This is a genomic window from Parafrankia discariae (genome assembly GCF_000373365.1).
In the GTDB taxonomy this organism is placed as follows: Bacteria; Actinomycetota; Actinomycetes; order Frankiales; family Frankiaceae; genus Parafrankia; species Parafrankia discariae.
Window position 1 is genome coordinate 1 of record NZ_KB891149.1, and the last position, 4,287, is coordinate 4,287.

A 4,287-nucleotide genomic window follows, 5' to 3' on the forward strand; every position below is an offset into this window, starting at 1 on the left:
GGGCGTCGGTGAGGTCCGCGCCGTCCAGCCGGGCGTCGGTGAGGCCCGCGTGGGTCAGGGTCGCCCCGACCAGGTGGGCGTCGGTGAGGGTCGCGCCGGTGAGCCGGGCGCGGGTGAGGTCCGCGCCGACCAGCCGGGCGCGGCTGAGATCCGCCCCGATCAGCCGGGCGTCGGTGAGGGTCGCGCCGACGAGCCAGGCGTCGGGCAGGGTCGCGCCGTCCAGCCAGGCGCGGGCGAGGGCGAGGTCCGCCCCGACGAGCCAGGCGTCGGCGGGGTCGCGCCGTCCAGCCAGGCGCGGGCGAGGGCGAGGTCCGCCCCGACGAGCCAGGCGCCGGTCAGGGCCGCCCCGACCGTCCAGGCGCGGGTGAGGTCGGTCCCGTCCAGCTGGGTGCCGGTCAGTGTTGCCCCGACTGTCCAGGCGCGGGTGAGGTTCGCCCCGACCAGCCAGGCGCCGGTGAGGTCGGCGCGGGGCACCTTGGCGCGGACGGGAAGGCGGGCCAGGACGGTGATCGCGGCGTGGACGTCGACGGTGGGCCGGATCGGGGAGCTGGGATCGGGCGGGTTGGGAGGCGGCACGGGGTCGGTGCTGTGGACGCGTACGAAGGCCGAGAGGACTTCCACCACGGTGCGCTGATCCGCTGGCGAGTCGACCGCGACTCGTTCCAGGGCGTAGATCCCACCGAGTCGGCTGTCGATCGTGCGCGCTCCCAGGAGCTCGATCGCGGTCGCGTACAGCTCCCGCACGTGGGTGTTCTTGTTCGCCTGGCTTATCTCGGTGTTGGCCCGCCGGGTCTCGGCGTTGGCCTGTCGGGTCTCGTCCAGGGCGATCAGACCGCCGGCCACCGCTGTCAGCGCCGCGGCGGCAGTCAGCAGGCCACCCTGTAACGCGGCCCGGGCTTCACCGACCTCCTCGTAGCTGCCCGGGTACATCCGTTCCGGCAGGTGCCAGACCCCCAGTACCGCGCACACCGCGCCGGCCGCGGCGACCCCGGCGATGATCCACAGCCAGCGTCGGCTGGTCTGTCGGCGCGATCCTCCGCTGTCAGCCATGACACGGTTTGTATACCTGAACGCACGGAGAGGAAGCGGCGGGCGGATGGTCCGGTCGAGGGCATGCGGTCGGCGACGACCCGACCGCGGATGCCCGGCGCCCTTCGCCGCGGCTCATCCAGCTGGTTGTTCTGCCCCGTCGAGCTGGACCGCCAGGACGGTCCGCGGGTCAGCCCGGACGGTCCGCGGGTCAGGTCGACAGGTCGCCGCGGGCTCGAGCGAGGGCAGGGGCGGGGGTGGTGGCCGCAGCGGGGCCGGGGAAGGCGCGCAGGGCGAGGCTGGCCGCGCGGTCGAGGTCCGGCCGGGCGACGCCGGCGGCGGCCTGGACGGCCAGGCCCGCGGCGACGGCCATGAGGTAGCGGGCGAGGTCGTCGGGGTCGGTGCCGGGGGCCAGGTCGCTGTCGGTGACGGCGGCGCGGAAGCGGTCGGCCAGCGCGGCTTCGCCGGCCCGCCGGGAGCGGGCCAGGGTCGCGGAGACGTCGGCGTTGGCCGGGCCGCAGGACAGCCCGCCCTGGATGGAGAAGCAGCCGGCGGGCCGGCCTGGCGAGGTGATGGCTCGGACGTTCTCCCGCAGGAAGGTCTCGGCGACCTGGCGCGCGGTGGGTGCGGCCAGGGCCTGGCGGGCGTAGGCCATGTCGATCTCGGAGTAGCGGGCGAGGGCCTTGTCGAACAGGTCGCGTTTGTTGCCGAAGGCGGCGTACAGGCTGGTTCTGGTGATCCCCATGGCCTCGGTGAGGTCGGTGAGGGAGGCGCCTTCGTAGCCCTGCCGCCAGAAGACCTCGAGGGCGCGGTCGAGTGCCTGGTCGGCGTCGAAGGCGCGGGGCCGGCCGACCGGTGCTCGCCGGGCGGTTTCCACGGGTGCAGCCTACGCCATCCGGACCGATCGGTACATAAGCCTGGCGGCGTGTGCTACGTTGATTCGGTACCGATCGGTACGAAAATCGTTCCTGGTGAAGAGGTCTGTAAGCGCCAGGAGCCGAGTGGCAAGCTTGGAAGGAAGCGATCTGTGATGGGACAGCTGGCGGGCAAGACGGCGGTCGTCACCGGCGGTACCACCGGCATCGGTCTGGCGGCCGCGCGACGGCTGGCGGAGGAGGGCGCCCACGTGTTCGTCACCGGTCGCCGCGAGGCCGAGCTCGACGCGGCCGTCAAGGAGATCGGCGCGGACGCGACCGGCGTGCAGGGTGACGTGTCGGACCTGGCCGACCTCGACCGCCTCTACCGGGTGGTCGCGGAGCGGGGCCGCCCGGTGGACGTGCTGTTCGCCAACGCCGGCGGCGGTTCGTTCGCCACGCTGGAGCAGGTCACCGAAGAGCACTTCGACGAGACCTTCGCCATCAACGTCAAGGGCCTGCTGTTCACCGTGCAGAAGGCCCTGCCACTGCTGGCCGACGGCGCCTCGATCATCCTGACCTCGTCGACCACGGCTACCACCGGCGTCGAGGCCTTCGGTGTCTACGCCGCGTCCAAGGCCGCCGTCCGCTCCTTCGCCCGCACCTGGGCGAACGAGCTCAGGGGCCGGGGCATCCGGGTCAACGCCATCACCCCCGGCCCCATCGACACCCCCGGCATCACCGGCCTGGCCGCCGACGAGGAACAGGCCCACCAGCTGAGGGGCTCCCTGGCCAGCCAGGTGCCGCTGGGCCGCATGGGCCACCCGGACGAGGTCGCGAACGCCGTGCTGTTCCTCGCCACCCCGGCGAGCAGCTTCACCACCGGCAGCAACCTCTACGTCGACGGCGGCGCCAACCAGGTCTGAACACCACCGTCAGGCCTTCACGAAGGGTTCCTGGTGGGGATGGCGGTGCGGGCCCGCCAGGGCCGGGCTCCGCACCGTCATCCCGGAGAAGAAGGACCAGGCCGCGAACCGGAGTCACCGAGGTCGCGTTCGGCCTCCCGTCCAGGCCGCGGCGCTGTCCGCTCGATGAGCTGGGCCTGGACCTCGTCGACCAGGGCCTCGATCGCCGGTGCTCCGGCGACTCCCCGGCGTACCACGATCGCGATGTGCCGGTGCAGCCGCTGGTCGGCGAGGGGGATCCGGGCGACGGGGAACTCCGGCCTGGACGGTACGAGGTCCGGTAGCAGGCTCACCGCCCATCCCGCGGTGACCAGGCCCAGGGCCGCCTGCAGGTCGTCGAGCTCCGCGGCCGCGTCCGGTTCGAAGCCGGCGACGTGGCAGGCGTGCAGGGTCAGCCGGCCGAACGTGGAGGCCGGCCGAAGAACCCAGCGTTCCCCGGCGAACTCGGCGAGGTGTCGAGGGCCCGTACCGGCCAGCGGGTGGTCGGCCGCGACGGCGACCCGGATCGGATCGGATCCGAGTGGGATCTCCAGCAGGCCGGGGAGCCGGGGCTCGGGCACCTGGTCGTACCGGAACGCCAGGACTAGGTCGAGCTGCCCGAGGCGGACGGCCTGCCGGCCTTCCCCGGCCGCCACACCCCGCAGAGTGATCCGCAGCCTCGGGTACCGCCGTTGCACCTGGACGAGGGCGCGGGCCAGCAACGGCGGCCCGTGGTTCAGCGAGACCCCGATGCGCAGGGCGCCGCTGGGCGTGCCCGCCGTCTGCCCGATCTCGGTCTCGGCCGCTTCCAGCTCGGCGAGGACGGTCTCCGTGCGGGCGACCAGCACCCGGGCGGCCTCGGTGAGCACGACACTGCGGCTGGTCCGCTCCAGCAGCGGGGTCCCCACCTCGCGTTCCAGCGCGGTGATCTGCTGGGAGACCGCGGACCGGCTGTAGGACAGGCTCTGCGCGGCGGCGGCGATGGAGCCGTGGGCGTCGATCTCGCGCAGAAGGACCAGCTTGCGCAGGTCGAGCATGCGTCACTCCCACTGACGGTCAGCGTCATCAATCGTCACGTCAGATTACGCCCGGGAGGGTTCGGGCACGGGTTTGATGAGGTGGCAGGCCGGCGGACAGGAACGCCGCTCCGTGCACGGCCGACCTGCGGGCACGGCCCGACCCGCGGGCATCCCTGGCTATGAAGGTGGGAGTGGGGACCGTTCGTCGGTGGGAGTGGGGGCCAGCTGTTCAGGCGGGTTGGGTCGTGTCGGTGGGAGTGGGGACCGGGGTGGGTGGGCGGCCGTTCGGGCTGGTGCGGGCGCGGGTGTGGGCGAGGCGGTAGGACTGGGTGCCGGTCTCGATGATCGTGCCGTCGAAGGTGAGGCGGTCGACGATCGCGGAGCAGAGGCGGGGGTCGGTGAAGGTTTTGGTCCAGCCGCCGAAGCTTTCATTCGAGGCGA

6 protein-coding genes are annotated in these 4,287 nt (G+C 73.0%); 1 reads left to right on the forward strand and 5 read right to left on the reverse strand.

Annotation, left to right across the window (positions count from 1 at the left end):
* The 3 genes from B056_RS44240 to B056_RS0108230 all read right to left on the reverse strand — a co-directional run.
* Window positions 1-223 (reverse strand): pentapeptide repeat-containing protein (locus tag B056_RS44240; protein ID WP_326828222.1); only part of this gene is annotated, 223 nt, incomplete at its 3' end.
* A complete protein-coding gene (locus B056_RS44245; protein ID WP_018501401.1) occupies window positions 160-1,050 on the reverse strand; it encodes a pentapeptide repeat-containing protein in 891 nt (296 codons plus the stop codon). The genes B056_RS44245 and B056_RS44240, both read right to left, overlap by 64 nt.
* A gap of 190 nt (window positions 1,051-1,240) precedes the next feature.
* A complete protein-coding gene (locus tag B056_RS0108230) occupies window positions 1,241-1,906 on the reverse strand; it encodes a TetR/AcrR family transcriptional regulator (protein ID WP_018501402.1) in 666 nt (221 codons plus the stop codon).
* Window positions 1,907-2,059: 153 nt separating this feature from the next.
* Between B056_RS0108230 and B056_RS0108235 the strand changes: the two genes are divergently transcribed.
* Window positions 2,060-2,809 (forward strand): glucose 1-dehydrogenase, encoded by a 750-nt coding sequence (locus B056_RS0108235; RefSeq protein ID WP_018501403.1) that lies wholly within the window; start codon window positions 2,060-2,062, stop codon window positions 2,807-2,809.
* Window positions 2,810-2,886: 77 nt separating this feature from the next.
* Here B056_RS0108235 and B056_RS0108240 read toward each other — a convergent pair whose 3' ends face one another.
* Both B056_RS0108240 and B056_RS35795 read right to left on the reverse strand, forming a co-directional pair.
* A complete protein-coding gene (locus B056_RS0108240; RefSeq protein ID WP_018501404.1) occupies window positions 2,887-3,864 on the reverse strand; it encodes a LysR family transcriptional regulator in 978 nt (325 codons plus the stop codon).
* Between the two features lie 211 nt (window positions 3,865-4,075).
* Window positions 4,076-4,287, reverse strand: a 212-nt coding sequence (locus B056_RS35795; RefSeq protein WP_035750732.1) for an ATP-binding protein, incomplete at its 5' end; no start/stop codon positions are given.

Bases quoted from the DNA above. Each gene is read 5' to 3' on its own strand.
- B056_RS0108235 (WP_018501403.1), top strand. From the start codon at position 2,060: ATGGGACAGCTGGCGGGCAAGACGGCGGTCGTCACCGGCGGTACCACC.
- B056_RS44245 (WP_018501401.1), bottom strand. From the start codon at position 1,050: ATGGCTGACAGCGGAGGATCGCGCCGACAGACCAGCCGACGCTGGCTG.
- B056_RS0108240 (WP_018501404.1), bottom strand. From the start codon at position 3,864: ATGCTCGACCTGCGCAAGCTGGTCCTTCTGCGCGAGATCGACGCCCAC.